Below are 26,744 nucleotides of genomic sequence, written 5' to 3'. Positions count from 1 at the left end.
TATTTTATGGACAGTATAAGATTTGCGCATTTGTCAGATACGCATGTAAAGATTGATCATTTGGAAACCAATCTGGATTATGTATTTAAGGAAGTTAAAGACCCCAATGCTAATCTGAAAGAATTGCTTGATAAAATAAAACAAATGAATCTTGATTTTGTTATTATAAGCGGCGATCTGGTACATGAGGGCGATACGAAAGACTATGAATGCCTGAAAAAAATTCTTACGGAAAGTGGGATAAGTATACCGATATTTCTGGCGTTAGGAAATCACGATCGAAAAGATAAATTTAACAAAGTATTTTTAAATGAAGATTCGCTGGAGCGGTATTATTATTCCCAAAAGGTAAAAGGGCTGAAAGTGATTGTTCTTGACAGCGCTGAGGCCGGCCATGGACGCGGTGTTATCGATGAGCGGCAGCTTGACTGGCTTTTAAGAAGTCTGTCGGAACCCTGTGAAAAAGGAAATATCATTGTTTCCCATCATCCTCTTTTCTGGGACAACCCACTGTTAGCCATTGAAAACTCTGACAGACTGTTGAGGAGCATAAGAGAATCAAATAACAGAGGTGTGTTTTGCGGTCACACCCACAAAGGCAGCAGCTTTATTTGTGAAGGAATCTTTCAGTCGGTTGCGGAATCATCCGCTTTTGGGTTTGATTATGATGATCAGTCGGCATTTGTATCCGACCGCTGTGGATTTGGGCTTTGCACGGTCGGAGATAGGGAGATATTTGTTTGTCATGAAATGGTTCAGGCGAAAAGCAAAATGGCCGCAAAAATACCGATCAACACATTAAAAACGATTCTTAAATAATATAATTTGGAAAGAAAGTGGATTATGGAACAGAATTTGGACTGCAGGCTTCTGATAAAAAATATGTATCCTACATTTCATAATGTAGAAAAGAAAATTGCGGATTTCATTCTTGAAAACCAAGAGAAAATAATTGATATGACGATTGCGCAGTTCGCTGCAAACGTCGGCACGGCGGAATCAAGCATTGTGCGGTTTTGTCAGATTTTGGATTTAAAAGGGTTCACCCAGCTTAAAATCAATCTCGCCCGAAATATTACTCCGGACGCAAACCTGATTTACGAGGACATCTGCAAAACGGATTCGGTTGAAGTGGTGATTCAGAAGGTGTTTGCATCCAGTATACGTGTTCTTGAAAACACCAGCCGGTTACTAAACACAGCTGATTTTAAAGAAGCAGTTGAACTGTTACAAAACGCCCAAAGAATCGAATTTTATGGTGCTTATACTTCCTCAGTCATCGCACGGGATGCTTATAACAGGCTTCACAGGATCGGTTATCCCGTTTATGCGGCTGCCGACCAGTATGAGGCAAAAATTTCAGCAAGCTTACTTGGAAAAGCGGATGTCGCCGTAGGGATTTCCCATACGGGACGGACGAAGGATACGATTGAGTTTCTGGAACTTGCGAAAGACTCCGGCGCCTCTGCCATTGCCATTACCAGTTCTCCGAAAAGTCCAATTGTGGAAGTCGCGGATGTCAGCCTTATCATATGTTCAGAAGAACAGCAGATTTTTCAGGAAGCAATCACGTCCAGAGTCGCGCACATTGTTTTGCTCGATGCCATATGTGTTTGCCTCGGGCTTTTAGATTATGAGAAAACTTCCAAGAGAATCGAAGTAAATTCAAATATTATTAATAAGATGAGATATTAAATGAATAAAAAAAATAAAAAAGATATAACATACCTGTTTGATTTGGACGGGACTCTGACTTTAGAAGATGATGCAACGCCATATGCGCCGGAATTGATCGGTTTTTTGAATGATCATCGGAGGGAATTCTATATTATCACCAACGGATGCGCCCTGTCTTCCCAGAATATATGTGAAAAACTAAAGAACCTGAACATGGAAGTCAAAACGGAAAATATAATTACCGCTGCGGATGTGCTGACCGATATCCTGAATGAATGTTATAAAAATGACGGGATTTTTGTTGCGGGCGCCGAATGGCTCAAAAGTCATCTTTTGAAATCAGGCTTCCGGCTTGTCAGTCAAGATCCAAAGGTTGTTGTTGTAAGCTATGATAAAAATACACGTTTTGCGGAAATCGAGGATTGTATTCGTTTCATCCATGACGGAGCGGTCTGTCTGTCAACAAATGACGATTTTTTTATACCGGGAATGCGGCACTCATATCCCCACACGGGCTTCATAAACGCAGTTATTGAAGATTCCTTAAAGCGGAAGCCAGGGATCGTTGGAAAACCGAGTCCTCATTTTCTGGTGAAGATTTTAAAACGCAGTGCCGGAAGAAGTCAGCATTTTTGTGTTGTCGGGGATAATATGGCCACTGATATTGCATTCGCAAAAAACTGTGGCATGATGTCTTATCTGGTTTTGACAGGAATCACCGGACGAGACGATATCGCAGAGGACGATGTAAATTTACCTGACAGAATATTTGATAATTTAAAAGGCCTGCTGGAGCTTGAAAAATCACATTACAATGGAGAATAATAAAAATGAACAGGAAAACAAAGGCTTATCTGTTTCTTTTGCCGTCCTTTTTAACGTTTGCAGTGTTCATGTTCTGGCCTCTTGCCAATACGGTTTATTTAAGCTTTTTTGACTGGAATATGATCAAACCGGCAAAGAAATTTGTAGGGTTTGAAAATTATATCGAACTGTTTCGGGACCCTCTTACTTATAAAATCATGGAAAATACAATTTGTTACATACTGATTCTTTTAATATTAAATTTTGCAGCGCCCTATATTCTGTCATTCATATTCTCAAATATTATAAATAAAGGACGGAATTTGTATAAAGGAGCGATATTTCTGCCGGGCGTCATCTCGCTTGTCGTCGGGTCAATGCTTTATTTGTGGATATTGAACCCGATTTCCGGTCCGGCCTCAGCCGTGGCAAAAATGTTTGGAATCACGCTGCCGGTATGGTCCAAAAGTGAGAGTCTGGCATTAATCGTCATCAGCATTATCACATCGTGGAAGGTTTTCGGATACAATTTTATTGTGCTTTTGACCGGGGTTTCCGGTGTGTCAAAAGAAGCAATTGAGGCTGCAAGGCTCGACAATGTCCCCGATTTAAGAATATTTCTGGACATTGTGCTCCCGATGAGCTCTGCCACCGGGATTTATGTACTTGTGATTACCATTGTGCAGGGTCTCCAGTACGTTTTTACGCCGATCAAAGTCATTACCCAGGGCGGGCCGAATTATGCCAGTTCCAATATGATCTACAACTCTTACCATCAGGCCTTCACCCTCTATAAGACCGGTTCATCTGCTGCTTTTTCCATCGTTACCATGGTACTTTTCGCCATGCTCTTATACCTGGAATTTAAGTTTGTTGAAAAAGGAGTCTATTATGAAAACTAATGCAAGAGAATTGAAATGGCATGTTCTGATTATCGTCATTATCATGGCTTCAATTATGCCGATCATATTTGCCGTATCAAATTCGTTTAAAACCCTGTCCGAAGCCTACAGCAAATCCTTTGATTTGATTCCGGATCATCCGACTCTTGAAAACTATATCCATGTGCTGAAAGAACTGCCGTTTTTAAAAATCACCATGAATACCTTTATTATCTCCGCAACGGTGACGGTTTTTAAAACGGTCACCAGCTTCCTCGCGGCATATGCCTTTGTTTACTATGGATTTAAAGGGAAAACGGTATTGTATTTTTTGTTGATCAGTACGATGTTTATTCCATTTACTGTAACTATGATTCCAAATTACCTGACTGTTTCGGCATTTGGGCTGCGGGACAGTCTTGTTGGCGTCATCCTGCCGCAGCTGAGCGATGCACTGGGGATTTTTCTTTTAAGGCAGTCGATGAAAACGATTCCGCGTTCCCTGTTAGAAGCGGTTTATCTGGAAAGCGCTGAGGACTTCAGGCTGATGAAGGATTTGGTCGTGCCTCTTGTAAGCCCCGCGGTCATTTCTACCGGAATTATATTTTTTATTAATTCATGGAATGAATACGTCTGGCCTATGTTAATATTAAAGTCCGGGGAAAACTATACTCTTTCCCTCGCGCTGCAGACGTTTATCAGCGCAGAAGGCGGAACAGAATTTACCGTCGCCATGGCAATTTCAGTTCTCACCATGCTTCCGCCTCTGGGCCTCTATCTTATTTTTCAGAAGTTCATCATCAATACGTTTGCAATGTCCGGCATAAAAGGATGAGTATGATGGTTGAAAAAATATGGTAGAGATCCCCCTTTTTTTGAGTTGTTAAACCAGGGAATCCGCAAGCCGGATTTTAAGCACGCGAAAGGAATAGATATTAATGAAAAATATCAGATTTGAGAGAGTAAATAAAGCATATGGCAAAAACTTGGTCGTAAATGATCTTAATATTGATATCCGGGAAGGGGAACGGCTTGTGCTTTTGGGTCCTTCCGGCTGTGGAAAATCAACCACGTTACGGATGATTGCGGGTTTAGAGAATATAACATCGGGAAATCTTTACATGGGAGATAAAATTGTAAACTGCATTCCCAGCAGTAAAAGGAATGTGGCCATGGTCTTTCAAAACTACGCACTGTTTCCCCATATGACCGTGGAAGAAAATATTTCATATGGATTAAAAGTAAATAAACTGGCTCCAGAGGAAATACAAGACAGAACGAACGCCGCAATCACAATGCTTAATTTAAACGGCCTTGAAAACAGAAAGCCGAAGCATCTCTCAGGCGGGCAAAGACAAAGAGTTGCGCTGGCGAGAGCGGTTGTTAAGCGTTCGGATTATTTTCTGCTGGACGAACCGCTTTCAAATCTTGACGCACAGCTCAGGCTGCATGCCAGGAAAGAACTTGTGAAAATTCATGAGCTTTACAACCAGACGCTTGTTTATGTAACACACGATCAGGTCGAAGCCATGACGGTCGGACACAGGATCGCGTTAATGTCCGGCGGGGTTCTTCAAATGGTGGATACGCCTTCCAATGTATACAACAGGCCTGCAAATGTATTTACCGCGAAATTTATTGGTTCTCCTTCCATGAATGTGACGGAAGCCAAATACCATAATAAGAGTCTTTTTATCGGCAGACAGCAAGTTACTCTTCCGGATCCATGGCTAAGTAAAATATTAAAAAATAAAAATGAAAAGCTTTATTTTGGCATAAGGCCTGAGCATACAAAGATAACAACCGCTAAGCAGGAGAATGCATTAATGGGGATTGTAAAATATAAAGAAGACTACGGAAATAGAGTTGGAGTATTTTTTGAGATTGACGGAGCAGAATTTATTTCGATCTGCACTGAAAATATACCCATGGCTGGAGAACAGGTTTTTTTTATGCCGGACTTTGACAAAATTCATTTGTTTGATTTTGAGACAACCGGGTCAATTGGATATCCGGATAATTTCTTTAATCATTAAATTGATATACGTTTTATGCAAGATCCGATTTAGGGGTGGATTCTCTGATTTCAAAAAAATTGAGAGGGAATCGGCCTCTTTTTGGTATAAACGAAAGATATTATAAAACAATAATTTGATATTGAAAAACAATATATAAATATTGACTAAGGATATTGTGTGTGTTATAATACATGAAAATAATCGCGCGAGTTGCGAGAAAAAGGAATTTTATATTGAAAGTAAGGAAAGGAGCATTTGATCCATGTGGACAAAATGTAAGTCACTTAAATTATCAGTAGTACTCGTTAAAATGGTATTTTTTACACTAATACTGTCGGTTTTTCTCATTCCGGCGGGGGTTAAATGGTTTGATTTAGTTTCCAGCAGATCAGATTTATTCATACCGATATGTATATCCCTTTATATAGCCTTAATCCCGGCGTTTATCATCATTGCGGCACTTGACCGGCTGCTTTCAAACATCAGAAAGGAACAGATATTCATTGATCAGAATGTAACCATTTTACGGGTTATCTCATGGTGTTGTTTTGCCGTATCCATTGATTTCATAATATTCATGGTATTTGGTTTCCGGTTTCCTGTTTACTTCTTCCTTTCATTCGCAGCAGCTTTTTTTGGCCTTATATTAAGAGTCCTCAAAAATGTGTTTGAACAGGCTGTTGCCTTGCAGATTGAAAATGATTTTACAATATAAGGAGTTAGAATATGCCTATTATAGTTAATTTGGATGTAATGATGGCGAAGCGTAAAATTTCTTCCGGTGAGCTTGCGGAGAAAATAGGTCTTACGCCGGCCAATCTGTCAATTCTAAAAACAAATAAAGCGAAAGCGATCCGGTTTTCTACTTTAGAAAAGCTATGCAAAACACTTGAATGCCAGCCAAGTGATATTTTAGAATATAGGGAGGAAGAGTGATGGAGGATAAGTTACCTGATATGAATACAGCGGAAGAGGTTACAAGCTACAGCAGATTCGATCATGTATTTGTTTATATTGTGCTGTTATTGGGTTTCTGTTTTATCCGCTTTGTTTTATGGAATGTTACCGGCTTTTTTACAACTTTATTTTTTATTGCAACAATGTCTGCCTGTCTGGCCTACCTTAGAAGAAGTAAATTTCATATGAATAAATTTCATATTTTTCTATGTGTATTGATATTATTGTTCAGCCTGGTGTTTTCAATCACAGCCAATCGCTTTATTAAATTTCTTGATTTTAATTTTGTGACCTTATTGGGAATTTATTGGGTTTATTCTATATGCAGTGAAAAAAATACGGTAGAACGGTTCTTTGTCTTTTCCATACTGAAAGCAGCCATAATCATGCCCTTTACTGATTTTACCAGGCTGCCGAAGGTAATCGCTTATTCATCAAAAAGATCAAAGACCAGTAATAACATAAGGCTTGCCTTCCTGGGTCTTATCGTCACGATCCCGCTTACCCTTATGGTTGCCGGACTGTTAATAAGTGCAGATAAAGGCGTAAAGGATATGCTGGGGATGTTTTTTGATAATATTTCCGTTAAATGCGTAGAAATCATCATGCAGTTCATGTTAGGAATCCCGGTTGCCTTATATCTGTTTGGAATGTTATTCTCCAATGTCAGGAAAGCAAAGAAAGATCTGTTAACGGATGAACAGTGTGAGAAAGGCTTAAAACAACTCCAGGTCACTCCTAATATTGCGGTTTACTCAGCGGTTACTCCCATCTGCTTTTTATATGCTCTGTTTTTTATCTCGCAGGTCCGGTATTTTATTGCGGCTTTTGGGGGAAACCTGCCTCAGGATTACAGCTATGCGGAATATGCCAGAAGGGGCTTTTTTGAACTATGTGTGATATCCGTGATAAATCTGATGGTTCTTGTCTTCATCAGCCTGTTGCCAAAGCAGGGCGGTGAAAACAAGCCGGTGATCCTTAAGCTGTATTCTGCGGTCCTGTCCGTGTTTACTTTACTTATTATATCTACTGCCGTCAGTAAAATGGTGATGTATATCGGACAGTATGGCCTGACACAGTTAAGAGTCTATACATCCTGGTTTATGATTCTTCTGGCTGTCATATTTGTGCTGATCATTATCAAACAATTTCATTTTAAATTTCATATTGCAAAATATGCGCTGCTGTCATTTGTCATCATGTTTGGGGTGCTGTGTTTTTCCAATATAGACAGAAATATAGCAAGATATAATATTAGAATGCATCAGGCGGGGAAACTGGAGGACTTAGACCTGCGGTCAATCTGCAGCACTTCGGATGACGGAATGCTTTATGCTGTCCAGAACGGAATCAATGCGGGATATTATCTGGGTGATAAGCTTGAAATGTATAAAAGCAATCCGTACAGCACTTACAATCTTTCCTCATTACAGTTAAAGCGGTTATTAGAAAAAAATGATTAACGAACCTTGACAATTTTGAAATCAATGGTATAATATGAAAATGATTTCTAATTTCGAATACGGGTGAAGAGTATGGCAGAACGAGGGAGATACCGGACAAAACAGCAGGAAATCATTCTGAACTGTTTAAAAAAGCAAAAAGAAGTATTTTGTACCGTGGAACAATTTATAGAATGCCTCCGCCGGGATGGGATCCATGTGGGACAGACAACCGTATATCGGGCGCTGGAGCGGTTAACCGAAGATGGAGTGGTAATAAAGATACCATCCGTAGACGGTTCAAAGGCACAGTTCCGGTATACGGGGGAAGAATTAAACAGCAGTGTGGGAAAACTGGTATGTTTGAAGTGCGGCTGCATCATTCCCCTTGAGTGTTCCAGGCTGGATGAGTTTTCCAGACACATTCACGAGGAGCATCAATTCAAGCTGGATCAGCAGCACATGGTGCTGTATGGCTGCTGCAGGAAATGCCAGAAGACTTAATGAAGAAGGGGAGGAAGAAGAGCATGAAGTATATGAAACATTACAGACGGATCACTGCTTGGGTTTTAGCTGTTCTTGTAACGGTTATTCTTCTCTTTTCCTATTTTTTTGTTTTAACACATATGGACCATAAATGTACAGGTGAGGGCTGTCATGTCTGTGCTGAGATCGGAGCGTGTATGACAACGCTTCATGTACTGTCAGAAGCAGTGGGAGCCGGAGCAGTCAGCATCTTTGCATATATATTTATGAAAAAAATTATCATTGCCTATCTTGCCGGATTCTTTTTGATTCCGGTCTCTTTGGTTCGTTTAAAAATCCGATTAGACGATTGAATCTTACCGGGCGGAACCGGTCTGACTTGTTTTTATACATAAGGTTACTGTCCGGCCGGAAGCCGGATGGTTTATTTTTATGAACGAATATTTAGAAAATCGGAGAGTAATTATGATGAAAAAATCAATGAAGTTGATCCCTGTACTGTCTGCAGCAGTACTTGCAGCCGGCGTCATCCTTTCAGGCTGTACGGATAAAGATAAGGAAACAGACAGCGAAAAGCTGAAAGTAATGGCAAGCTTTTACCCGGTTTATGACTTTGCAGTTAAAATAGGCGGGGAGAAAGCAGAAGTAACGAACATGGTTCCGGCGGGTACGGAGCCCCATGACTGGGAACCGGCTACCCGCGATATCACAAACCTGGAACAGGCAGATGTATTCGTATACAGCGGTGCAGGAATGGAACACTGGGTGGAAGATGTGCTGAAAAGTCTGGAAAATCAGAAACTGGTAACGGTAGAAGCATCGAATGGGGTTACGCTTAGAGAAGGACATGGTCATGAGGAAGACTCCGAAGAAGCGGATCAGGAAAATGAAACGGCTTCGGAGTATGACCCTCATGTTTGGCTCAGCCCGCTGAATGCCAAAAAAGAGATGGAGAATATTAAGAATGCATTCATAGAGGCCGATCCGGATAACAAGGATTATTACGAAGCCAACTATAAAACCTATGCAGATAAGTTCGATGAACTGGATCAGTCTTTTAAAGACACCTTATCCCCCCTTCCGAATAAAGTCATTGTAGTGTCCCATGAAGCATTCGGCTATCTCTGCAATGCCTATGGGCTCACCCAGATGGGGATTGAAGGCCTGTCACCGGATTCGGAGCCGGATCCGGCCAGAATGGCGGAAGTGATTGATTTTGTAAAAGAGAACAACGTGAAAACCATCTTTTTTGAAGAACTGGTAAGCCCGAAGGTAGCAGAGACAATTGCGAAAGAAACCGGTGCCGTTACCCAGGTTTTAAATCCGATGGAAGGCTTAACTGAGGAAGAGATCAATGCCGGCGGGGATTATTTCTCCGTCATGGAGAAAAATCTGGCCGCTTTAAAAAAGGCGCTGGAATAAAAAGAGACAGGAGTAAGACTTGTGAATGCGATTGAAATAAAGGGGCTGGCTTTTTCATATGGAAGCGCACCGGTTCTTGAGGGTGTGGATCTTTCGGTTCCGAAGGGGCGGTTTGCCGCCCTAATCGGGGCCAATGGAGCCGGAAAAAGTACGCTCATAAAACTGCTGCTGGGGGAACTTCCCCTGACAGGGGAAACCGGAAGTTTAAAGCTTATGGGGCATGATTTAAGGCAGTTTCATGATTGGAAAGATGTGGGATATGTTTCCCAGAATGGGATGGCATCCTATAAGGACTTTCCTGCGTCCGTGGAAGAGATTGTCCAGGCGAACCTATACGCCCGGATCGGCATGTTCCGGTTTGCGGGGAAAAAGGAAAAAGAGCAGGTGCACCGTGCGCTTTGCCAGGTAGGTATGGAACCGTACCGGAAACGTCTGATCGGAAAGCTGTCAGGGGGCCAGCAGCAGCGGGTCCTTCTTGCCCGGGCGCTGGTAAATAAGCCGCAGCTCCTCATTCTGGATGAACCGACTTCCGGCGTGGATGAGAGAAATACGGAAGAATTCTACCGGCTAATCCGGAAATTCAATCGCGAAGAAGGGGTGACGGTTTTTATGGTCACCCATGACAGAAAACACCTGCAGGGGCTGGCAGATGACATCTGGCAGCTGGAGGATGGCGGAATGAAGAGGATCCCGAATGATCAGGAGGCGGATGACAATGGAAATATTTAATTATGCCTTTATGCAGCGGGCGTTTCTTGTTGGCATCCTGCTGGCAATGGTAATTCCCTGTATCGGAGTCGTGATCGTATTAAAAAGGCTGTCCATGATCGGTGACGCGCTGTCCCATACATCACTGGCCGGAGTAGCGGCCGGTCTGATCCTGGGGATCAATCCCGTGGCCGGTGCGGCAGCCGCCTGTGTTCTTGCAGCATTTGGCATTGAGGCGATCCGGAGAAAACTGCCCCGGTATTCGGAAATGTCCATCGCGATCATGATGGCCGCAGGCATCGGCCTGGCCGGAGTCTTATCGGGATTTGTGAAGAATTCCGCGAATTTTAACAGTTTTCTTTTTGGCAGCATTGTAGCAATCAGCGATATGGAAATGTTCCTGGTCATCGGGATTTCGTTAACGGTCCTGCTCCTGTTTCTGCTTCTTTATAAAGAACTGTTTTATATTGCCCTTGATGAGCGCAGTGCCAGGCTGGCAGGAGTTCCGGTAAAAAGGGTAAATTTTATTTTTACCATACTGACGGCTGTCACGGTTTCCATTGCAGCCAGGACCGTAGGGGCACTCATCGTATCCTCCATGATGGTGATACCGGTGGCATGTGCCATGCAGTTTGGAAAGAATTACAGGCAAACCGTAGTCTATGCCGTGTGCTTTGACGTTGTGTTTATGATTGCAGGGTTATTTGCAGCCTACTATATGGGATTAAAGCCGGGAGGTACCATTGTACTGGTGGGGGTTATTTTCCTTCTTTTGATTTTTGTGGGAAAGAAGCTGCTTGGAGTAAAAGGCTAGAACACCGTAAGGAGCGATTAAGAATGACTGATATTTATATTATTTCCGGGTTTCTGGGCGCCGGCAAGACCACTCTCATACAGACAATGGTCAGAACCGTTTTCCGGGATCGGAAGGTTGTTGTAATAGAAAATGATTTCGGGGAGGCGGAGATCGATGCCAGCCTGCTTCGGGAATGCCGGCTGACGGTCACCAGCATGAACGCCGGCTGTATCTGCTGCAGCATGACAGGTGATTTTGAAAAGGCCATCGCCCGGATCGTTAAGGAATATGAGCCGGATGCCATATTAGTAGAGCCTTCCGGCGTTGGAAAGCTTTCCGACATTATAAAATCCTGCCTCAGGCAAAAGGATCTGGTCCGGTTAAACAGGTGCATTACCGTGGTTGATGAGATGAAGTTTGATAAATACAAGGAAAATTACGGTGAGTTCTTTCAGGATCAGATCCGGTATGCGGACCTGATTCTTTTAAGCCATCAAAGAGATCATGCGGATGAGATCGAACAGACCATTGGGAAGATACGGGATATGAACCAGGAAGCCCAGATCCTGGCTGATTTCTGGGACAGCATCCCTGTTTCAGTGTTCCAGTCCGGGCAAAGGGTAAACGGAGTACGGACGCTGGAGACGGTAACGTCTGCCGGCCCNAATCCGATGGAAGGCTTAACTGAGGAAGAGATCAATGCCGGCGGGGATTATTTCTCCGTCATGGAGAAAAATCTGGCCGCTTTAAAAAAGGCGCTGGAATAAAAAGAGACAGGAGTAAGACTTGTGAATGCGATTGAAATAAAGGGGCTGGCTTTTTCATATGGAAGCGCACCGGTTCTTGAGGGTGTGGATCTTTCGGTTCCGAAGGGGCGGTTTGCCGCCCTAATCGGGGCCAATGGAGCCGGAAAAAGTACGCTCATAAAACTGCTGCTGGGGGAACTTCCCCTGACAGGGGAAACCGGAAGTTTAAAGCTTATGGGGCATGATTTAAGGCAGTTTCATGATTGGAAAGATGTGGGATATGTTTCCCAGAATGGGATGGCATCCTATAAGGACTTTCCTGCGTCCGTGGAAGAGATTGTCCAGGCGAACCTATACGCCCGGATCGGCATGTTCCGGTTTGCGGGGAAAAAGGAAAAAGAGCAGGTGCACCGTGCGCTTTGCCAGGTAGGTATGGAACCGTACCGGAAACGTCTGATCGGAAAGCTGTCAGGGGGCCAGCAGCAGCGGGTCCTTCTTGCCCGGGCGCTGGTAAATAAGCCGCAGCTCCTCATTCTGGATGAACCGACTTCCGGCGTGGATGAGAGAAATACGGAAGAATTCTACCGGCTAATCCGGAAATTCAATCGCGAAGAAGGGGTGACGGTTTTTATGGTCACCCATGACAGAAAACACCTGCAGGGGCTGGCAGATGACATCTGGCAGCTGGAGGATGGCGGAATGAAGAGGATCCCGAATGATCAGGAGGCGGATGACAATGGAAATATTTAATTATGCCTTTATGCAGCGGGCGTTTCTTGTTGGCATCCTGCTGGCAATGGTAATTCCCTGTATCGGAGTCGTGATCGTATTAAAAAGGCTGTCCATGATCGGTGACGCGCTGTCCCATACATCACTGGCCGGAGTAGCGGCCGGTCTGATCCTGGGGATCAATCCCGTGGCCGGTGCGGCAGCCGCCTGTGTTCTTGCAGCATTTGGCATTGAGGCGATCCGGAGAAAACTGCCCCGGTATTCGGAAATGTCCATCGCGATCATGATGGCCGCAGGCATCGGCCTGGCCGGAGTCTTATCGGGATTTGTGAAGAATTCCGCGAATTTTAACAGTTTTCTTTTTGGCAGCATTGTAGCAATCAGCGATATGGAAATGTTCCTGGTCATCGGGATTTCGTTAACGGTCCTGCTCCTGTTTCTGCTTCTTTATAAAGAACTGTTTTATATTGCCCTTGATGAGCGCAGTGCCAGGCTGGCAGGAGTTCCGGTAAAAAGGGTAAATTTTATTTTTACCATACTGACGGCTGTCACGGTTTCCATTGCAGCCAGGACCGTAGGGGCACTCATCGTATCCTCCATGATGGTGATACCGGTGGCATGTGCCATGCAGTTTGGAAAGAATTACAGGCAAACCGTAGTCTATGCCGTGTGCTTTGACGTTGTGTTTATGATTGCAGGGTTATTTGCAGCCTACTATATGGGATTAAAGCCGGGAGGTACCATTGTACTGGTGGGGGTTATTTTCCTTCTTTTGATTTTTGTGGGAAAGAAGCTGCTTGGAGTAAAAGGCTAGAACACCGTAAGGAGCGATTAAGAATGACTGATATTTATATTATTTCCGGGTTTCTGGGCGCCGGCAAGACCACTCTCATACAGACAATGGTCAGAACCGTTTTCCGGGATCGGAAGGTTGTTGTAATAGAAAATGATTTCGGGGAGGCGGAGATCGATGCCAGCCTGCTTCGGGAATGCCGGCTGACGGTCACCAGCATGAACGCCGGCTGTATCTGCTGCAGCATGACAGGTGATTTTGAAAAGGCCATCGCCCGGATCGTTAAGGAATATGAGCCGGATGCCATATTAGTAGAGCCTTCCGGCGTTGGAAAGCTTTCCGACATTATAAAATCCTGCCTCAGGCAAAAGGATCTGGTCCGGTTAAACAGGTGCATTACCGTGGTTGATGAGATGAAGTTTGATAAATACAAGGAAAATTACGGTGAGTTCTTTCAGGATCAGATCCGGTATGCGGACCTGATTCTTTTAAGCCATCAAAGAGATCATGCGGATGAGATCGAACAGACCATTGGGAAGATACGGGATATGAACCAGGAAGCCCAGATCCTGGCTGATTTCTGGGACAGCATCCCTGTTTCAGTGTTCCAGTCCGGGCAAAGGGTAAACGGAGTACGGACGCTGGAGACGGTAACGTCTGCCGGCCCGAAGTATAACCGCATGATAAGATTTGGGGGGAGAGGTGAGAAAAAAGGATATCCCCGCCTGCACTTTGCCAGAGAGATTTTTACTACGGTTACCTTGGATTGCGGCGGCTCCCTGTCAAAGGACCAGTTAAGGCAGAAGATAACGAGGGTGCTTAAGCATACCGACGGTTTGATTTTACGCGGAAAAGGAATCGTAAGAAGCGGGGATGGGGGGCTGTTATTCCAATACATACCGGGGATTCTGAAAATTGAGCCCTGTACGGCGGAAGGCAGCAGCGTCTGTTTTATCGGCACAGGGCTGAGTGAGCAGCAAATAAAAACATTATTTGAGGGAGAATTATAGTATGGTCACTCCTGCATGGGTCATTACCGGATTCCTGGATTCCGGTAAGACCACATTAATGAACCGTTTGATTGAAGAAGAATTGGAGGAGCAGGAGATCCTGGCGATCCTGTTTGAGAACGGTGACATTCCTCTGACACAAAACGGCCAGGTCCGCAGGCTCGTCTATTCCAAAGACCGGCTGGAAGAAGCCCCTTTTGAAATCGCAGAGTCCATCCGCGATTCTCTTATGGATAACCCGGTGGATCTGGTCATAATTGAATGGAACGGGATGGAACATTTTCATAAGCTGGAAGAAATGCTCCTTCAATTTTCCATGAAGCCGGTTCTCAGTATCGAAAAGGTTATTTATGCGGCCGAGGAAGACAGACTGCGGGGCCGGATTTCAGATGCGGGCGCCATATCCATGTCGCAAATTGCGGCCAGTGACTGCGCCTATCTTCGGGTGGGAGAGACGGAGCAGATATCAGGGGAAGGGAAAGCGCTTTTTGATATCAATCCCGATATCCATATTTTTACCGGGGGAAAATGGGAACGTTTTGCAAAAAGATTATTCCGTTATGACATAAAGCCGCAAATGTGGCTTTTGTCTGCTGTAGTTTTGACGGTTCTCTATCTGGCTGTAATGCCGGCACTGGGGCAGTCTGGATTTTCCTTTCAGGCGTTTTTTACTGTGTTTCTGGGGGTATTTTTGCAGGCTGTTCCATTCCTGGCAATCGGAGTCCTTCTTTCTTCTGCCATTCAGGTATATGTGCAGCCGGAATGGATCCAGAGGAAATTTCCGAAGCAGGTAATAGCAGGCCAGCTGTTTGCCATTGTGGCAGGCTTTTGTCTTCCGGTCTGTGACTGTGCTTCCATTCCGGTTTTTAAGAGTCTGGTAAAAAAAGGAGTCCCCATGCCGGCTGCGGTGACGTTCATGCTGGTTTCCCCTGTCATTAATCCGGTGGTGATCCTCTCCACCTGGTATGCGTTTAACGGGAATGTAAGAATGATTGCGGCCAGATGCGGGCTGGGCGTTCTTTGTGCGGTCCTGTCCGGCCTTACCTGTCTGGTCTGCCCGCCCAAAAAGGTCCTTTTAACCGATGATGCCCGGCATCCGGTAAACGCAGGTGGTCTGCGGAGCGGAGCAGACCTTATGCAGGGACAGGCGGGAGGCTGCAGAGTCTATGATGATCCTGCAGGAAATCCGGAGCGGTCATCCCGGTTTTTTATGATGATGCGCCATGCCCAGAATGAATTTTTTGCGGTGGGGAAATATCTGTTGACGGGTATTTTTGTTTCAACGGTATTTCAGGATATGCAGCCCGCCATGATCCGGTCAGGAGCCGGGATCCCTCTGGCGGCTTCCATCCTTTTCATGATGGCAATGGCATTTGTCCTGTCTTTGTGCTCTTCCTCTGACGCGGTCGTGGCAAGAAGCATGGCTGGCGTTTTTCCGGTTGGGGCGCTAATGGGCTTTCTGGTATTCGGGCCCATGATGGACATTAAAAATATTGCCATGCTTCTTGGCGGATTTCGGGCAAAATTTGCAGCAAGGCTTTTGGTGACTGCATTCCTCATCTGCTTTGTGGCCGTTCTGATGTTTGCAAGTTTGGGAAGCGGAGGGATCCGGATATGAGGTTACGTGGAAAAGGATTCAATCTGGAGGCATTCACCGAATGCGCCTGTTTTCTGATTTTTGGAATATTGTTGTTCCGGCTCACGTTTACCGGAATGTATTTGTATTATGTGACGCCGCGCATGAAGCCTTATCTTTACGGTTTGTCTGCTTTGATGCTTTTCTGGGCGGCGGTGAACGGAAAAAACATGTTAAGACCCAAGTATAAAAGCCGGCTGCACCGCTGTCTGGTTTTGATCATTCCCATTCTGCTCCTTGCGGTTCCGCCTGCGCCGCCGGCTGCAGGCTCCATGATCAAAAGTTATTCAAACGCCAATATTCCAATCGCTCCCACGGGGGGAAGCGGAGATGCGTCTGACAGTACCCAGGAGGCGGATTCTTATGATGGATACGGTATGGATGGGAATCTGGAAAAGCCGGATGCATCAACGGATGGGTCCGTGGACCGGCAGCAGCTTGCGGAAGAGGAAACACTGCCGGACAGCGGCTTAAACGGGCTCAATGAAGAAGCAAAGACGATCACCATTGCAGATGAAGATTTTTATACCTGGATGTATGAGCTGGGATCCAACGCGGATGCGTATCAGGGTTACACCATCATTATGAAGGGGTTCGTATTCCTGGACATGGAGGAACGGAAAGAGAATGAATTTGCGCTGGTCCGCTTGTCCATGTGGTGCTGTTCGGCAGACATGTCACCCATGGGGTTAATGACCGATTATGAAGGAAGCTTTCCTTTTAAGGAAAATGACTGGGTTACCGTTACAGGCAAAATTCAGGTTACGGATGGTTATCCGACCATAAAAGCAGAAAATATCGAAGCTGCTGAAAAGCCTGCGGAAGAATATGTTTATCCGTATTATTAAAAGTATAACGAAAGATACAATCATTCTGATATTTCCGGGTTTTGGAAATCTCATAATTGAAGGGTGTACGTACGGTTCTGAGGGGGGTAGACAAAATCCTGCCATAGAATATGGTGTGGCGTTGGCTGCCTACCCTGCTCTTAGTTTACCAGCTGTATCGCTTTCTCTATGTTTCCAAACATCTTTTCTTCCCATTTCCCCACGGATTTCTTCCATACAAAGGTATACTTGTTTACACATGCCTACAGTTTCGTCCCATCAATAAAAACGGTCTTACTGGATAACTCCCCCATGAAGTCACGGGAACAAAGTCAGCACCTGATAATACATGAGAATGAGTAAAAAGAAAATAAGGATGACCGGAAGAGTCCGCTTTAATAAATCCCCCATTCCTGTATGGAAATATTCAGTCACCAGAGCCAGACAGATATGTGTGGGGGAGATCTGCATGGCGCAGTAGGAAGAGGACATTAAAAGCATCATCAAAGCAGCTCCTCCATCTGGAATTGCAGCAAAGGCCAGAGGCAGGCAAAGTACGATAATTGCTGTAGATCCGCCGATAATGGATCCGAAAAAGAAGATCAACGCAAACGCAAAGTATGTTGGAAACGGCAGAGAACCAAAAAGCTGAGGCAGTCCGGAAATCACATCCGTATAAGTCAGAACCTCTTTGAAAATCATGATTAGAAGTGTATTGATAATGATTTTGGGCTCCAGGGCAGAGCGAAAAAAGGGTTTGATCTCACGGAAAGAAAAGCGGTAATAGAAAAATGCCGCTATAATTACAAGGGGAGTGGCTATGTATACTTCAAAATGAAATACAACGATAAGAACAATGGCCGCCGCAATGCTCCATAAGCTGCCGGCAAGCTGCCGGAATGCTGCTGATTTCGAGGTACCTTTGTCTACGGCAATTTCTTTCGGTATTTTTCTTAAGTAAAAAATATAACCAAGAAAGATCAGGATACAAACAGCCGGGAGCATGGAAAGAAGAAAGGCTCCTGTCTCAATATCTGCAAGTCCCAGTGCAATCAGTATGGAAGAATAAGTGGGAAGAAAGCTTTCCGGAATATGACGGTAGTAGCTGGTAACAAAGGTTTTATCCTCTCTGCTTAAATAGTCCCCGCAGGAAGAATCAACGATGGATCCACAGATATATACCGCACCGGCAGAAGGAAGAAGTCCGATGAAAATGGGAGCAAGAATAGCGGTGATGCGTCTGTTTCGAAACAGATGGTTCAAAGAGGATTCGGCTTTCATCAAAAGATTCCTCTTTTCCAGCATTCGCTGCAGAAATGTTATGGTGTAAAAACTGAAAAGAATGGTTGCGGTGCTCCGGGAAAGAACCGCGCGGGAAAGGATGGAGCAGATACGGGAAGCAGGCACTCTAAAGATGAAAAATGACAGCAGTATGCTGCATGCGATCGCCTGCCATAATGGTCTTTTAAGCCAGAGAAGTGCTAAAATTACAAGAAAAACCAGTAAAAGTTTCATTAGTTCCATACCAGCCACCTCAAACTTTCCCTGCGGCTTTTTTTACCTGATTTTATCGGAGCATGAAAAAATATGATAGTATTCATTTGGTTGCCTCCCTAGTAGCGTGATAAAAAATTATTATTGTAATAAAATATTATCAGGGAGTTTAGCATCATTTTTTCTAAATGTCAATCTGTTTTTTTTGTTTCGGATTTGCTGATTTTGCTTAAATACCGGTAGATGGTGGCATCGGAGCAGTTTAATTTCAAAGCAGCCTCGCTGACGGCTCCTTTTAACATAAAAACCCCTTTTTCATTCAGCTGCCTTACGATGGAGATCTTTTCATCCTGGGTGAGCCGGTTAACAGGTATCCTGTTTTCCGTGATATAATCTGGCATGGTGTTGGTGATCATGTCTCCAATGTCGTTTGTAAATGTCTCCGTGTGCTCCGGAGACAAATTGATTACCTCTCTGGAAGGAGGTTCCGGGGAAAGTCCTCCAAGATTTAAGATGGAACGGCACAATTCCCGGTAAATCTGTATGTCCACATTCAGACAGAGCATGCCTAACAATTCCTGTCCGTCTTTGATAAAAAGGGTAGAGGAGATCAATGGCTTCTTGTCTTTGGTGAGACCGTTGTAATTAAGCAGGTATGGCTCCTTTTTCCAGATTCCTTCTTTGATGATTTTAAGAGCTAAATCGGTTAAAGGGGCTCCGGCTGTTCTCCCGCTGTTCTGCCCGTTGGCGATGGCTGTTATGCATCGTTTTCCTTCCCTTAAGTCTAAAAGAGCTATTTCATAATTGTCACTTAAAACATTTCCCAGAAAATAAGTCAGCATTTCGTAGTGTTTCATGATATCGGTCATTGAGATTACCCCCCTTTAGGTCTGATAAATTTTTAATTATTATATACCGAAAAGTCCATATCTGTAAATCCTTATCCGTAAATTATCTGCTAATCTAATGATTTTGTGAAAAAGTGTATTAAAAATAAAGGATGAATCATGAATATTTGTGAAAATAATAAAATATTATTATCTTGATAAAAAAATATTGACAAAGGGAAAGCAATGGAATATACTTTGCCTAACAGTTCTGAAGCCATTAAGGAATGGAACAGGTGGTAGACAAAGGCGTTTGCATAAAAGCAGACGCCTTTTTTGTCATTTGACAGGAATTTATGGAAGCGGAATACAAATTATGAGAGCAGATGCAGGAGGAGAAAAATATGAAGAAGATAATGAAAAAAGCAGTTTGTTTGGCTATGGTTCTCACACTGGCAGTATCTTTGGCTGGCTGTGGCAAAAGCCAGAGTTCCGGTGCTATGAAAGTGAAGGTGGGTACCGGCAATGCTATGCCGCCTTATTGCTCCCTTGACGACAAGGGCGAACCGGTGGGTTATGATGTAGCGGTATTAAAGGAGATTGATAAGCGTCTGGACAAATACGAATTTGATATCCAGTCCATGGATTTTAATACTCTGATAGTTTCTATTGACTCAGGTGCTCTGGATGTGGTATCTCATCAGCTTGTAAAGAGTGACGCAAGGAAAGAAAAATACTTATTTCCGGAGCAGTATTATTGTCTCTCCCCCATGTCCCTGTGTGTCAGGAAAGACAGCGGAATAAAGACTCTGGCTGATATGGCAGGAAAATCTATCAATCAGTCGCCGACAAGCTACGAATATTCCATGCTGATGGCTTACAACGAAAAAAATCCGGGAAAAGAAATCAAGATCAATGCAGTCAGCGATTTATCCACTGCAGACGGCTTCAAGCAGGTTTCCAACGGCCAGGTAGATGCCAGTCTTACCTATCAGTCCACCTATGACAGTGTGCAGAAGGAATTGAACCTTGATAATCTCACCCTCACCGATGTGGTTATGGTGGAGGATACCAGCATCATGTGCGCAAAAGGAAAAGATGATTTAAATACGGCTATTGACGGAGCATTGAAGGATATGGCAAAGGACGGAACCTTATCAAAGCTGTCGGCGGAATACCTTGGTCAGGATGTATTCTCCAAATATGCTGATATGGTAAGTATAACAGCAAAATAACCGATCTATCTGAGTGAAGATTAAGTAAGAATGGAGGGAAAAGGATTTGGAAAACACGTTCAAACCAGCCACAATCCCAGGTTATATTCCAGACGTATTAAGGGCTTTTCCTGTTACCATGGAGATTCTTCTGCTGTCTCTTTTGATCAGTCTGATACTGGGGGCTCTCGTTACCATAGCCGGAATCGGAAAGAGAAAATGGCTGAAAGTGATTGCAAATGGCTACATCGCATTTATGAGAGGAATTCCCACGCTGGTTTTGATATTTCTCATCTACCTGGGACTTCCCCAGCTGGCACAGACCGTAGGAATTGATTTATCGGAAGTAAGCAAGACCGTATTTATCGTTGCGTGTCTTTCTCTGGGAACATCTGCTAATATGGCGGAAATGATGAGAGCCTCTTATCTGGCGGTGGATAAGGGACAGGGGGAGGCGGCATACAGCGTGGGAATGAAAGAGTTTACGGCGTTTCACCGGATCATTTTTCCACAGGCATTTGGCATTGCAATTCCTGCCCTGGGCAATAACATCATCATGCTGTTTAAAGATACATCTCTGGCGTTTGCAATCGGTGTGATTGATTTGATGGGCAAAGCCAGGGCCATCAGCTCCTCCAGTTATGGGGCGAACCGGCTGGAAGTCTACATTGCAACCGGAATCATTTTCTGGGTCATTTGTATTATCCTGGAGTATTTCAGTAAATTTACAGAAAAGATTTATACAAAGGGCCGGAAAAAGGCAACAAGTTAAGAAAAGAGGAAAACAGGATGGATTTTAAATTTATTATAGAAGCGTTGCCGAAGATCATGCTTGCAGTTCCCATCACGCTTTTCATGTCCTTTGTATCCGCTGCAGCAGGCTGGCTGCTTGGTCTTTCCATTGCATTGATCAGAAAACACCGGGTCCCTGTTTTATCCCAGATTTCAGCCGTGTTCGTTTCCTTCATGAGAGGCGTACCCATGGTGATTCTTCTATACATATCCTACTATGCTTTACCGATTCTCTTATACAGTTACGGTCTAAGCATTGGAATCACCATTGATATCAATGCAGTTCCTGCCATCGTGTATGCGATCATTGCGCTGGTTCTTGATCAGGCAGTTTACTCCTCAGAGATATTCCGTTCAGCCTTATCTGCTGTAGACGAGGGACAGATGGAAGCGGCATTCAGTGTGGGAATGACAAGAACCCAGGCGCTTGTGCGGATTACCTTTCCCCAGGCGCTTGCCATAGCCATTCCCAATCTGGGCGGCATTTTTGTCGGTCTGGTAAAAGGCACCTCTCTTGCGTATTACGTAGGAGTTTATGAAATAACGGCAACCGCTAATTTATTGGCGATGCCGGCTCTTAATTTTATTGAAGCATATGTCATGACAACTCTGATCTATGAAGCAATCAGTTTTGTATTTAATAAATTATTCCGCATCTGTGAGAGCCGGCTTAAAAAGTTCCGGGCAGGCGCTTCTGCCTGACAGCGGACATGAAAATGAGGAAGGAGCAGGTAATATGGCACATATGGTGGAACTGAACAATATCCATAAATCATTTGGAAAAAACCATATTTTAAAGGGAGTTAATTTAAATATTGAAAAAGGAGAGGTGGTTGTTATTCTGGGACCCAGCGGTTCGGGCAAGACAACGCTTCTTCGCACTGTCAATTTCTTAGACAGTGCCGATGACGGCAGCGTTACGGTAAATGGCTTCCGTCTGGACTGTAAAAAGCATTCAAAGACCCAGGTCATTGAACTGAGAAGGAAGACAGCCATGGTTTTTCAAAACTACAATCTCTTTCAGAATAAAACCATTCTGGAGAATGTCATGGAAGGTCTGGTAACGGTAAAAGAATTAATGAGAGCAGATGCGGAAAAAATGAGCCGTGAAATTCTTTCCAAAGTCGGTCTTTCTGAGCGATGTGATTTTTATCCGTCCCAGCTTTCCGGAGGCCAGCAGCAAAGAGCAGGCATCGCGAGGGCACTGATTCTGGATCCCGATGTAATTCTTTTTGATGAACCAACCTCAGCGCTTGATCCCGAGCTGGTAGGTGAGGTGTTAAGTACCATAAAAACCGTTGCCCGGACAGGGATCACCATGATTGTTGTGACTCATGAAATCTCATTTGCCAGAGAGGTTGCATCAAGGATTATTTTTATGGAGGGAGGCAACATTGTAGAGGAAGGAAAACCCTCCGAGATTCTTGTGAATCCCAAGGAACCTAGAACGCGGCAGTTTTTAAAGCGGATCACGGATCCTCAGGCTGCCGGTGAAGAGTAAGAGAGAAAGAATAGATGGAGGAAGAAAAATGCACTACGATTTTGAAACGCTGGTGAGAAGAGAAAATGCAGGTTCCTTTAAATGGAATGATATGAAGAAAAAAAATCCTGATATAAAGGAAAGCGTTGTGCCCCTTTCCGTAGCAGATATGGAGTGGAAAAATCCGCCGGAGATTATTGAAGGATTAAAAGCCTATTTAGACCAGACTACATTAGGGTATACCGGAGCGACCGATGCCTATTATGACAGCGTAATAGGCTGGATGGAAAAAAGACATGGATTTACTCCTAGAAAGGAATGGATTGTAGAAACAGCAGGGGTGGTGCCCGGGCTTGGCCAGATGGTGGCTGCCTTTACAGAACCGGAGGACTCAGTTCTTATCATGACACCGGTGTATTATCCATTCCGTATGTCTGTGGAAAATAATAAACGGAAGCTGGTAACAACAGAACTGATTAATACCGGTGTATCCTATGAGATTGATTTTGAGGATTTTGAGGAAAAAGCGGCACAAGAGGATGTAACGCTTCTTATATTATGCAGCCCTCATAATCCCGTAGGCCGGATATGGACCAGGGGAGAACTTATAAGGATTGCAGATATCTGCCTGAGAAACGGAGTCTTTATCATCTCTGATGAGATTCATTTTGACTTGATTCTTCCCGGTTATCACCATGTTTCCATGGGTACTCTGGAGGAAAAGTATGTGAACAACTGCGTGATCTGCACTGCTCCCAGCAAAACCTTTAATCTGGCAGGATTTCAGACCTCCAATCATTTTATCGCCGATGAAGCAATGAGGGAGAAAATCACTGCGGCGAGAGGATACCATTCCTTAAATTTGATGGGATATAAAGCGTGTGAGATTGCCTATACCCAGTGCGAGGCCTGGCTTGATGAATTGCTTTTGCATCTGGATGCCAATAAAAAATATATTGAGAAATTTGTGGCCGCCAATCTGCCTGAAGTGAAAGTATACGATCTTCAGGGAACCTACTTGCAGTGGCTGGATTTCAATGGGCTGGGTATGGATTATATGGAGCTGGAAAAATTTATGCAGATGGAGGCTCAGCTGTTTTTAGACGAGGGATACATATTCGGAGCAGGCGGAAAAGGGTTTGAGCGGATCAACATTGCCTGTCCTTTATGGGTATTGGAAGAGGCGATGGAGCGGCTTCTTGTGGCGGTAGATCGATATAAGAAACGGAGACGATGAGATTTATATTTGCATCTCGACTGGGAAGACAGCGGTTAGTCAATGCCTCCTACCCGATTAGTATTTTCAGATGTAAAGCAGGGCCGCGCACTAATTGATGTACCAAATATAGATATAAAATAATCGGTGAAAGCGTTAACAGCTGCCGGCTTCAAAAAAGTCAGAACTATAGGGGGGATCTTTGACATAAAGGAAACCTCTGAGTTATATTGCAAATTGTACCAACTCAGAGGTTTAAATAATATTATAAAAAATTTTCAGTCTTTTCTAATATTGTTTTCAATTTAGGACGGTTCATTTAATATTAACTTTATACAATAGTATTAATGGGAATGGACTTCCGGAAAGATTAATGCTGCGGGCCGGGGGAAGGTAAGAAGTAACCAGATCCCGGTAGCATAGTGAATAAACCTATATGTGATCGTGAAGAATTACCTCGGTGTGCTACCAATACTACCGGGAATGGAAGTTGCGATGTCGCAACAGGAAGAGAGCAGAGCTTTTGTTAATTCTAAACAAGAAGAAGTTTATCATGAAGATTATATGAAAATAATAAATGAGATTATAGTAAAAAAGAAGCCATAATAAGGCGTGGGAATAGGATAATCCAGTTTTGGATTTTCTTGTTCCTACGCTATTTTGTTTGCAAAATTCAGAGAGGAAGAAGCGGAAGGAATGTTTACCGGAAAAGTAGAATGAAGTACGAAAAGGGAATTTGTCCTTTTCAGTTTGCAGGGTATGATTGCAGAAAAGAAGATTGTGGACTAAGGGAATGTATGGTAATATGTTTAAAGGAGTAACCGAATACAGGGTGGAACCTTCCGGCTTTTATGTCTTTACGTCATATTAGAAGGGAGGTGGTGTCAAATATGTTCTCATTTAGTGATATCATACTATTTGCAACGTTCATCTTGGCATTGCTGACTTACATAAATAAGTTAAAAAAATAGCCTACCCTGATGCGAACAGGATAGGCGGTGTCCGTTAGGACATTTTTCTATTTTCTGGGAGCTTCCACCTTGTGTGGCGGTTGCTCTTTTGTAACTTCAATATAACATAATTTAATTGGCATTGCAATATCGTTTTGAAAATCTATTGTTTAACAATTAATACACCTGTCGAAAGATGGGGGTTTTCTTTTGTGAAATTACGGTTTAATATGTAAGAGAATATAAATTTAGGGGGATTCTATGAAAGAGGATAAAATAATTGAAAACATAAAATCAAAAACTATTTTTGTAGATTGTAATTTTGATAAATATAATTCAAAATGTAGACTTATCACAAATGTAGGAAATGGGACGCTAATATATATATTAAATGAAGATAAAAAAAATGGGATCATTACATTAATGAACTTTATAAGAGCCTATACAAAGTAGAAAAGGACGTTTCACTTAAAGAATTTACTCATCACATACACCACTTAATATGTTTGAATGAATTTAATGATTTTAATAGTATAGTAAAACATTATGGAAAGAAGCCAATAAAAGAGTTTGATTTTATAAAAGTTTCTTATGGTATGACTATTGATAGTGCCGATTTTATAGAGTATAGAGACATAACTCTAATAAAAAAAGATTTTATAGAAGAATTTCTAAATAAGAATAGATTAGATAACGAAATAGTCTCTCATTTTTATAATAAACTTAAAACAAACGATGATGTAATTTATATGAAAATAAAATGTTCGGCGAAAGATGAGGATAAGGCACAAGAATATGCAATTCAAAGATTTAAATTAATTGACACTTGTTTTAGATTTTTACTTAAAAATGATAATTCAGATAGATTACGAATTGGCTTTTATAATCTGAATCATGAATCTACATCTGGCATGTATGGTTACAATAATAATACCTTTGTCTCATTATCTGAAATTAAGAGCAGCGTAAGCATAGATAAGTTCGTTAATTATTTATTCGAATCTGATTTATCAAAAAGAGTTTGGGATTTAATGGAAAAACAATATCTAAACGATATGGAAACTAGGGTAAAAGAAGCTATAATATGTATATCAGAAGCTACGCATCAAAATGATGATGGAATTGCATACATGCAGTGTTTTTTAGCGTTAGAGGCTATATTGATGGAACAAGACGGTTTTATAAATAAAAGTATTACTGCACAAATTAGTGAGTATGTAGCGTTTATAATTGGTAAAGAAAGAAACGAAAGAATAAGTTTTGAGAAGGAAATAAAAGATTTGTATACTATACGTTCTTCAATAGCTCATGGTAAAAATAAAAAAGTGATAAGTCAAGAATTAGAAAGAATATTTATAATTGTAAAAATAATTATTGCTAAGTTTCTTACTGATAAAAAATTAATGAGTATACGTAATGTAAAAGAATTAAGGGCACATATTACAGATTTAAAGTTCAAATAATTTAACCCATGAAGTTGTTTAACCATACAGTTGAGAGATAATAGGCGAGTATCTGGTAATCCGGGCTCGCCTTTGTGATACTAAAATTATACTGTTATTTTTTGCAAGGACAGCAAATAGAATAAATGTTCGGAAGAATATTTCTACTATCTCTTCCGGTGACCTATTGTGCCCTATTGTTACTGACCAGCTGAGCTGTCGTAGTCGTGCTCATTTTAACTGTCATTAAGCTGCTTAGTTTTCTGGCAAAATTTTTGTATTGCTCATGGCGGGCAGTGGCCCGCCATGCTATTACCATATTTTCACATACTCATCGAGAGTTGACAGTGCATCCGTGATGCTGATCAAATCGACCAGTGATATATCCGGATATGTG

At 43.0% G+C, this 26,744-nt stretch carries 29 protein-coding genes; 27 read left to right on the top strand and 2 right to left on the bottom strand.

What is annotated here, in order from left to right; translation table 11 throughout:
- The first annotated feature begins 6 nt into the window (after positions 1-6).
- The 20 genes from BQ9856_RS00565 to BQ9856_RS00470 all read left to right on the top strand — a co-directional run bounded on the left by BQ9856_RS00565 (position 7) and on the right by BQ9856_RS00470 (position 16,953).
- Positions 7-819: a metallophosphoesterase family protein gene (locus BQ9856_RS00565; protein ID WP_159441910.1), complete on the top strand. Its 813-nt coding sequence runs from the start codon at positions 7-9 to the stop codon at positions 817-819.
- A gap of 24 nt (positions 820-843) precedes the next feature.
- Positions 844-1,695, top strand: coding sequence for a MurR/RpiR family transcriptional regulator (locus BQ9856_RS00560; protein ID WP_077609256.1), 852 nt, complete (start codon positions 844-846; stop codon positions 1,693-1,695).
- Positions 1,696-2,502, top strand: a complete 807-nt coding sequence (locus tag BQ9856_RS00555) for an HAD-IIA family hydrolase (protein ID WP_077609255.1) — start codon at positions 1,696-1,698, stop codon at positions 2,500-2,502. It begins immediately after the preceding gene.
- A 5-nt stretch (positions 2,503-2,507) separates the two neighbouring features.
- The gene (locus BQ9856_RS00550) at positions 2,508-3,383 is read left to right on the top strand and encodes a carbohydrate ABC transporter permease (RefSeq protein WP_077609254.1); all 876 of its coding nucleotides are present in this window, start codon (positions 2,508-2,510) and stop codon (positions 3,381-3,383) included.
- Positions 3,373-4,197, top strand: coding sequence for a carbohydrate ABC transporter permease (locus tag BQ9856_RS00545; RefSeq protein WP_077609253.1), 825 nt, complete (start codon positions 3,373-3,375; stop codon positions 4,195-4,197). Before BQ9856_RS00550 ends, BQ9856_RS00545 begins: the two co-directional genes overlap by 11 nt.
- Before the next feature lie 103 nt (positions 4,198-4,300).
- A complete protein-coding gene (locus tag BQ9856_RS00540; RefSeq protein WP_077609252.1) occupies positions 4,301-5,398 on the top strand; it encodes an ABC transporter ATP-binding protein in 1,098 nt (365 codons plus the stop codon).
- A gap of 244 nt (positions 5,399-5,642) precedes the next feature.
- The gene (locus BQ9856_RS00535) at positions 5,643-6,095 is read left to right on the top strand and encodes a DUF2975 domain-containing protein (RefSeq protein WP_077609251.1); all 453 of its coding nucleotides are present in this window, start codon (positions 5,643-5,645) and stop codon (positions 6,093-6,095) included.
- An 11-nt stretch (positions 6,096-6,106) separates the two neighbouring features.
- Entirely contained in the window at positions 6,107-6,316 is a 210-nt protein-coding gene (locus BQ9856_RS00530; RefSeq protein WP_077609250.1) for a helix-turn-helix domain-containing protein, read from the top strand.
- Positions 6,316-7,800 carry a DUF4153 domain-containing protein gene (locus tag BQ9856_RS00525; RefSeq protein WP_077609249.1) on the top strand — a complete coding sequence of 495 codons (1,485 nt, stop codon included), beginning with the start codon at positions 6,316-6,318 and terminating at the stop codon, positions 7,798-7,800. Before BQ9856_RS00530 ends, BQ9856_RS00525 begins: the two co-directional genes overlap by 1 nt.
- A 72-nt stretch (positions 7,801-7,872) precedes the next feature.
- Positions 7,873-8,283, top strand: coding sequence for a Fur family transcriptional regulator (locus BQ9856_RS00520; protein WP_077609248.1), 411 nt, complete (start codon positions 7,873-7,875; stop codon positions 8,281-8,283).
- A 23-nt stretch (positions 8,284-8,306) separates the two neighbouring features.
- Positions 8,307-8,618 (top strand): AraC family transcriptional regulator, encoded by a 312-nt coding sequence (locus BQ9856_RS00515; protein WP_077609247.1) that lies wholly within the window; start codon positions 8,307-8,309, stop codon positions 8,616-8,618.
- 115 nt (positions 8,619-8,733) lie between these two features.
- Complete coding sequence (locus tag BQ9856_RS00510; RefSeq protein ID WP_077609974.1) at positions 8,734-9,687, top strand: metal ABC transporter substrate-binding protein; 954 nt, start codon at positions 8,734-8,736, stop codon at positions 9,685-9,687.
- Positions 9,688-9,708: 21 nt separating this feature from the next.
- Positions 9,709-10,416, top strand: coding sequence for a metal ABC transporter ATP-binding protein (locus tag BQ9856_RS00505; protein ID WP_077609245.1), 708 nt, complete (start codon positions 9,709-9,711; stop codon positions 10,414-10,416).
- On the top strand, positions 10,403-11,209 hold the full coding sequence (locus tag BQ9856_RS00500) for a metal ABC transporter permease (RefSeq protein WP_077609244.1): 807 nt from the start codon (positions 10,403-10,405) through the stop codon (positions 11,207-11,209). The genes BQ9856_RS00505 and BQ9856_RS00500 overlap by 14 nt, the downstream gene beginning before the upstream one ends.
- A 23-nt stretch (positions 11,210-11,232) precedes the next feature.
- Positions 11,233-11,958: a GTP-binding protein gene (locus BQ9856_RS00495; RefSeq protein WP_077609246.1), complete on the top strand. Its 726-nt coding sequence runs from the start codon at positions 11,233-11,235 to the stop codon at positions 11,956-11,958.
- Between the two features lie 21 nt (positions 11,959-11,979).
- Complete coding sequence (locus BQ9856_RS00490) at positions 11,980-12,687, top strand: metal ABC transporter ATP-binding protein (protein ID WP_077609245.1); 708 nt, start codon at positions 11,980-11,982, stop codon at positions 12,685-12,687.
- Entirely contained in the window at positions 12,674-13,480 is an 807-nt protein-coding gene (locus BQ9856_RS00485) for a metal ABC transporter permease (RefSeq protein ID WP_077609244.1), read from the top strand. Before BQ9856_RS00490 ends, BQ9856_RS00485 begins: the two co-directional genes overlap by 14 nt.
- A 23-nt stretch (positions 13,481-13,503) precedes the next feature.
- Positions 13,504-14,469: a CobW family GTP-binding protein gene (locus tag BQ9856_RS00480; RefSeq protein WP_077609243.1), complete on the top strand. Its 966-nt coding sequence runs from the start codon at positions 13,504-13,506 to the stop codon at positions 14,467-14,469.
- 1 nt (position 14,470) lies between these two features.
- Positions 14,471-16,087, top strand: coding sequence for a permease (locus tag BQ9856_RS00475; protein ID WP_077609242.1), 1,617 nt, complete (start codon positions 14,471-14,473; stop codon positions 16,085-16,087).
- The gene (locus tag BQ9856_RS00470) at positions 16,084-16,953 is read left to right on the top strand and encodes a TIGR03943 family putative permease subunit (RefSeq protein WP_077609241.1); all 870 of its coding nucleotides are present in this window, start codon (positions 16,084-16,086) and stop codon (positions 16,951-16,953) included. The genes BQ9856_RS00475 and BQ9856_RS00470 overlap by 4 nt, the downstream gene beginning before the upstream one ends.
- A gap of 297 nt (positions 16,954-17,250) precedes the next feature.
- Here BQ9856_RS00470 and BQ9856_RS00465 read toward each other — a convergent pair whose 3' ends face one another.
- On the bottom strand, positions 17,251-18,456 hold the full coding sequence (locus BQ9856_RS00465; protein WP_077609240.1) for a DUF401 family protein: 1,206 nt from the start codon (positions 18,454-18,456) through the stop codon (positions 17,251-17,253).
- A 161-nt stretch (positions 18,457-18,617) separates the two neighbouring features.
- A complete protein-coding gene (locus BQ9856_RS00460; protein WP_077609239.1) occupies positions 18,618-19,295 on the bottom strand; it encodes a helix-turn-helix transcriptional regulator in 678 nt (225 codons plus the stop codon).
- Between the two features lie 362 nt (positions 19,296-19,657).
- Here BQ9856_RS00460 and BQ9856_RS00455 point away from each other — a divergent pair, with 362 nt between their 5' ends.
- The 7 genes from BQ9856_RS00455 to BQ9856_RS00425 all read left to right on the top strand — a co-directional run bounded on the left by BQ9856_RS00455 (position 19,658) and on the right by BQ9856_RS00425 (position 26,368).
- On the top strand, positions 19,658-20,488 hold the full coding sequence (locus BQ9856_RS00455; protein ID WP_159441909.1) for a transporter substrate-binding domain-containing protein: 831 nt from the start codon (positions 19,658-19,660) through the stop codon (positions 20,486-20,488).
- Between the two features lie 46 nt (positions 20,489-20,534).
- Complete coding sequence (locus BQ9856_RS00450; RefSeq protein WP_077609237.1) at positions 20,535-21,239, top strand: amino acid ABC transporter permease; 705 nt, start codon at positions 20,535-20,537, stop codon at positions 21,237-21,239.
- Positions 21,240-21,256: 17 nt separating this feature from the next.
- Positions 21,257-21,961 (top strand): amino acid ABC transporter permease, encoded by a 705-nt coding sequence (locus tag BQ9856_RS00445; protein ID WP_077609236.1) that lies wholly within the window; start codon positions 21,257-21,259, stop codon positions 21,959-21,961.
- 43 nt (positions 21,962-22,004) lie between these two features.
- Entirely contained in the window at positions 22,005-22,760 is a 756-nt protein-coding gene (locus BQ9856_RS00440; RefSeq protein WP_077609973.1) for an amino acid ABC transporter ATP-binding protein, read from the top strand.
- Positions 22,761-22,788: 28 nt separating this feature from the next.
- The gene (locus BQ9856_RS00435; RefSeq protein WP_077609235.1) at positions 22,789-23,976 is read left to right on the top strand and encodes a MalY/PatB family protein; all 1,188 of its coding nucleotides are present in this window, start codon (positions 22,789-22,791) and stop codon (positions 23,974-23,976) included.
- A 1,190-nt stretch (positions 23,977-25,166) separates the two neighbouring features.
- Complete coding sequence (locus BQ9856_RS00430; RefSeq protein ID WP_077609234.1) at positions 25,167-25,358, top strand: hypothetical protein; 192 nt, start codon at positions 25,167-25,169, stop codon at positions 25,356-25,358.
- A 53-nt stretch (positions 25,359-25,411) separates the two neighbouring features.
- A complete protein-coding gene (locus tag BQ9856_RS00425; protein ID WP_077609233.1) occupies positions 25,412-26,368 on the top strand; it encodes a HEPN domain-containing protein in 957 nt (318 codons plus the stop codon).
- The last annotated feature ends 376 nt before the right edge of the window (positions 26,369-26,744 follow it).

This window comes from Clostridium sp. Marseille-P2415 (assembly GCF_900155545.1).
GTDB lineage: Bacteria > Bacillota > Clostridia > Lachnospirales > Lachnospiraceae > Lacrimispora.
This window is presented reverse-complemented; position numbering and strand designations above follow the sequence as displayed.

Excerpts from the sequence above, each read along its gene's own strand:
- BQ9856_RS00535 (WP_077609251.1), top strand. The coding sequence starts at position 5,643 with ATGTGGACAAAATGTAAGTCACTTAAATTATCAGTAGTACTCGTTAAA.
- BQ9856_RS00435 (WP_077609235.1), top strand. The coding sequence starts at position 22,789 with ATGCACTACGATTTTGAAACGCTGGTGAGAAGAGAAAATGCAGGTTCC.
- BQ9856_RS00560 (WP_077609256.1), top strand. The coding sequence starts at position 844 with ATGGAACAGAATTTGGACTGCAGGCTTCTGATAAAAAATATGTATCCT.
- BQ9856_RS00460 (WP_077609239.1), bottom strand. The coding sequence starts at position 19,295 with ATGACCGATATCATGAAACACTACGAAATGCTGACTTATTTTCTGGGA.
- BQ9856_RS00550 (WP_077609254.1), top strand. The coding sequence starts at position 2,508 with ATGAACAGGAAAACAAAGGCTTATCTGTTTCTTTTGCCGTCCTTTTTA.
- BQ9856_RS00545 (WP_077609253.1), top strand. The coding sequence starts at position 3,373 with ATGAAAACTAATGCAAGAGAATTGAAATGGCATGTTCTGATTATCGTC.
- BQ9856_RS00485 (WP_077609244.1), top strand. The coding sequence starts at position 12,674 with ATGGAAATATTTAATTATGCCTTTATGCAGCGGGCGTTTCTTGTTGGC.
- BQ9856_RS00475 (WP_077609242.1), top strand. The coding sequence starts at position 14,471 with ATGGTCACTCCTGCATGGGTCATTACCGGATTCCTGGATTCCGGTAAG.
- BQ9856_RS00525 (WP_077609249.1), top strand. The coding sequence starts at position 6,316 with ATGGAGGATAAGTTACCTGATATGAATACAGCGGAAGAGGTTACAAGC.
- BQ9856_RS00540 (WP_077609252.1), top strand. The coding sequence starts at position 4,301 with ATGAAAAATATCAGATTTGAGAGAGTAAATAAAGCATATGGCAAAAAC.
- BQ9856_RS00440 (WP_077609973.1), top strand. The coding sequence starts at position 22,005 with ATGGTGGAACTGAACAATATCCATAAATCATTTGGAAAAAACCATATT.
- BQ9856_RS00470 (WP_077609241.1), top strand. The coding sequence starts at position 16,084 with ATGAGGTTACGTGGAAAAGGATTCAATCTGGAGGCATTCACCGAATGC.
- BQ9856_RS00510 (WP_077609974.1), top strand. The coding sequence starts at position 8,734 with ATGAAAAAATCAATGAAGTTGATCCCTGTACTGTCTGCAGCAGTACTT.
- BQ9856_RS00480 (WP_077609243.1), top strand. The coding sequence starts at position 13,504 with ATGACTGATATTTATATTATTTCCGGGTTTCTGGGCGCCGGCAAGACC.
- BQ9856_RS00555 (WP_077609255.1), top strand. The coding sequence starts at position 1,696 with ATGAATAAAAAAAATAAAAAAGATATAACATACCTGTTTGATTTGGAC.
- BQ9856_RS00530 (WP_077609250.1), top strand. The coding sequence starts at position 6,107 with ATGCCTATTATAGTTAATTTGGATGTAATGATGGCGAAGCGTAAAATT.
- BQ9856_RS00455 (WP_159441909.1), top strand. The coding sequence starts at position 19,658 with ATGAAGAAGATAATGAAAAAAGCAGTTTGTTTGGCTATGGTTCTCACA.
- BQ9856_RS00465 (WP_077609240.1), bottom strand. The coding sequence starts at position 18,456 with ATGGAACTAATGAAACTTTTACTGGTTTTTCTTGTAATTTTAGCACTT.
- BQ9856_RS00565 (WP_159441910.1), top strand. The coding sequence starts at position 7 with ATGGACAGTATAAGATTTGCGCATTTGTCAGATACGCATGTAAAGATT.
- BQ9856_RS00430 (WP_077609234.1), top strand. The coding sequence starts at position 25,167 with ATGAAAGAGGATAAAATAATTGAAAACATAAAATCAAAAACTATTTTT.
- BQ9856_RS00520 (WP_077609248.1), top strand. The coding sequence starts at position 7,873 with ATGGCAGAACGAGGGAGATACCGGACAAAACAGCAGGAAATCATTCTG.
- BQ9856_RS00515 (WP_077609247.1), top strand. The coding sequence starts at position 8,307 with ATGAAGTATATGAAACATTACAGACGGATCACTGCTTGGGTTTTAGCT.
- BQ9856_RS00500 (WP_077609244.1), top strand. The coding sequence starts at position 10,403 with ATGGAAATATTTAATTATGCCTTTATGCAGCGGGCGTTTCTTGTTGGC.
- BQ9856_RS00445 (WP_077609236.1), top strand. The coding sequence starts at position 21,257 with ATGGATTTTAAATTTATTATAGAAGCGTTGCCGAAGATCATGCTTGCA.